This is a genomic window from Arsukibacterium sp. (assembly GCF_033722355.1).
GTDB lineage: Bacteria > Pseudomonadota > Gammaproteobacteria > Enterobacterales > Alteromonadaceae > Alishewanella.
In genome coordinates, this window is sequence record NZ_JAWVZF010000246.1 from 1 (window position 1) to 2,646 (window position 2,646).

Consider the following 2,646-nt stretch of genomic DNA (forward strand, 5'->3'; position numbering starts at 1 on the left):
CGGGGGCTTTGCTATACTGACTGCTGACTTACTAATCGCAGGCAGGAGATATCTTATGAGCCGACAGCTGTTTACCGTCATTTTCGGTTTCCTTATAGCTTTCATGGCATCAGCGCAGGAAAACCTGCCGTTTAAAATAGAGCAAATAACCCGTTTTGATGAACCCTGGTCAATGGCCTTCCTGCCAGATGGGCGCATGCTGGTCACCGAAAAAAAAGGCCGACTGCTCATCGTTAGCCAGCAGGGAGAGAAATGGCTGGTCGGCGGTGTACCTGATGTCGATTATGGCGGTCAGGGTGGTCTGGGCGATGTGGCGCTGCATCCGGATTTTGCCAGCAATAAGCTGGTCTACCTCAGCTATGCTGAAGCCGGGGTCGGCGGTGTGCGCGGTGCAGCCGTAGCCCGCGGCACTTTGGTTGAAGAAGGGCGCCGCGCCCTGCTGAAAAACCTCGAGGTTATCTGGCGCCAGTATCCGAAGGTAGTTGGCTATGGCCACTATGGCCACCGGCTGGTGTTTGATGATAACAAGCACTTGTGGATTTCCTCCGGTGACCGGCAAAAATTTACGCCATCCCAGGATATGCAGTCATCCATGGGTAAAATTCTGCGGCTGTATGACGATGGTTCTGTGCCCAACGACAACCCCTTTGTGAATTACCGGCAGGAAAATGCTTTTGTCGACGATGAGGGCGTTTACCCGCAGATCTGGTCGCTTGGCCATCGCAACCCGCTGGGCATGGCGTTCGACCTGACTGGTAAATTGTGGGTTATTGAGATGGGCCCCGCTGGTGGCGATGAACTAAATCTTATTAAGCGCGCGGCTAACTATGGTTACCCGGTGGTATCTAATGGTAAACACTATGATGGCCGGCCGATTCCCGACCACAGTACCCGGCCCGAGTTCGCGGCACCCGCCATCAGCTGGACCCCGGTGATTTCGCCGGCCGATCTTATCGTATACCGCGGCAACCTGTTTGCAGACTGGCGCGGCGATGCACTCGCAGCCGGGCTCACAGCTCAGGGCATAGTGCGTATCCGGTTTGACGGTGAAAAAGCCACTGAGGCAGCGCGTTATAATATGGGAAGCCGTATCCGCAAAGTTACCGAAGGGCCGGATGGTGCTCTCTGGGTATTGGAGGATGAACGCGCGCAAAGCGAGGGACGCCTGCTGAAGTTAACGCCAGGGAATCGTTAATCCTGGCTTTTAAAAAAGATTTTAATAACCATAGTGTAAGTGGCACCTACTCTACAGGCAGGCAAAACTGTGCAGTGAACTAATTAACATCAATGTTGCCATGCTTGCTCTGGGTATACAGGGTGTAAGGCAGCGCCGCGGTATCTGCCACGAACGAGAAGGTGCCGTCGATAATAAAGAACGGTACGTTATTAAAGCTGCTTCCCAGATTTGCCTGGCGGCTTGGTTCACCATTCAGCTTGCATAAGTTGTAGGAAAAACCGCTGTAAATACGCGGTATGCTCTGGCAATAACTTTTCTTACCTTCGTGCTCGATGCTGACATGCGTTGTGCTGGCTGGCAGGGTTTTTACCGTAGCGCAGCCTGTCAGACTAAGTATTACCATTACCGGTATCAGTGTTTTCATTTCATCATCCCTGCATTTAATCTGGCGCCGAGTTTAGAGTTAAGTAAACGTAAAGTAAACAGAAATAAGGTGCTGGCGGCTTGTCCTCTCAGGTTATGCCCCATACCACTTTCTGACCCGGTAACTGTTACCAGCGTTGCTAAAATTATTACCCGCCCAGCCAGTCATTTTTCACTACTCAAACAAACTGTCTGCGTTTCCAGCCGGGTTTAAGCGGGCTTGCCGGATTTTTGCAAGCTGGTATCGGTATTGCTTAAGTCTCTGCGTGGCATTACCCATTTCAATCGATTATGGAGATACCTGATGAGCAACGAGAAAATAGTTTTGATCACCGGCGCGTCCAGTGGCATAGGTGCTGCTACAGCCAGAAAAGTCGTGGCCGCAGGCCACAAAGCGGTTATTACCGCCCGAAGTACTGACAAGCTCAATGCTTTAGCCAACCAGCTTGGCACCGATAAAGTGCTGGCGGTAACCGCGGATGTTTCAAAACTGGACAACATTGAAAAGGTGGTGGCAAAGGCGAAGGAGAAGTTTGGCAGAGTGGATGTGGTCTTTGCAAACGCTGGTACCGGTCTGAACACGGCCGGTATTGAAAAGGGTGATCCGGATGAATGGCAAACCATGCTCGATGTGAATGTTACCGGTTTACTGCTTACGGCTAAAGCCAGCCTGCCGGCCTTAAAACAAAGCCAGGGTCACTTTATTATTACCAGCTCAGTGGCAGGCAAGATAACGCTTGAAGGCTCGGTATATGGCGCGTCAAAGTGGTTTGCCTATGGCTTTGGCCAGAATTTAGCCGCTGAAATGAGACAGTGGCAGGGGCGCTGCACCACCATTTGCCCGGGTATGGTTAATACGCCGTTTTTTGATGAAGCCAAACCTGACAAGTTAGACCCTGACGATATTGCTGAAGCGGTGCTGTTTGCGATATCGGCCCACCCAAGATGCGATGTCCGAGAAATTACCCTGATGCCAACGAAGTAGCCGGCATAATCTGACAAATACCGTTGAGGGTAAATGCCTGCATTATTTTGTTACTTGCCAA

At 51.4% G+C, this 2,646-nt stretch carries 3 protein-coding genes; 2 read left to right on the plus strand and 1 reads right to left on the minus strand.

What is annotated here, in order from left to right; all coding sequences use genetic code 11:
• Positions 1-55 precede the first annotated feature (55 nt).
• Positions 56-1,195 (plus strand): PQQ-dependent sugar dehydrogenase, encoded by a 1,140-nt coding sequence (locus tag R3177_RS14375; RefSeq protein WP_318971696.1) that lies wholly within the window; start codon positions 56-58, stop codon positions 1,193-1,195.
• A gap of 79 nt (positions 1,196-1,274) precedes the next feature.
• Here the strand turns inward: R3177_RS14375 and R3177_RS14380 are convergent, their stop codons facing one another.
• Entirely contained in the window at positions 1,275-1,601 is a 327-nt protein-coding gene (locus tag R3177_RS14380) for a YceK/YidQ family lipoprotein (protein WP_318971697.1), read from the minus strand.
• A gap of 303 nt (positions 1,602-1,904) precedes the next feature.
• Between R3177_RS14380 and R3177_RS14385 the strand changes: the two genes are divergently transcribed.
• On the plus strand, positions 1,905-2,585 hold the full coding sequence (locus R3177_RS14385; protein ID WP_318971698.1) for an SDR family oxidoreductase: 681 nt from the start codon (positions 1,905-1,907) through the stop codon (positions 2,583-2,585).
• The last annotated feature ends 61 nt before the right edge of the window (positions 2,586-2,646 follow it).

Coding starts and splice junctions, on each gene's coding strand:
- R3177_RS14375 (WP_318971696.1), top strand. CDS start 56: ATGAGCCGACAGCTGTTTACCGTCATTTTCGGTTTCCTTATAGCTTTC.
- R3177_RS14380 (WP_318971697.1), bottom strand. CDS start 1,601: ATGAAAACACTGATACCGGTAATGGTAATACTTAGTCTGACAGGCTGC.
- R3177_RS14385 (WP_318971698.1), top strand. CDS start 1,905: ATGAGCAACGAGAAAATAGTTTTGATCACCGGCGCGTCCAGTGGCATA.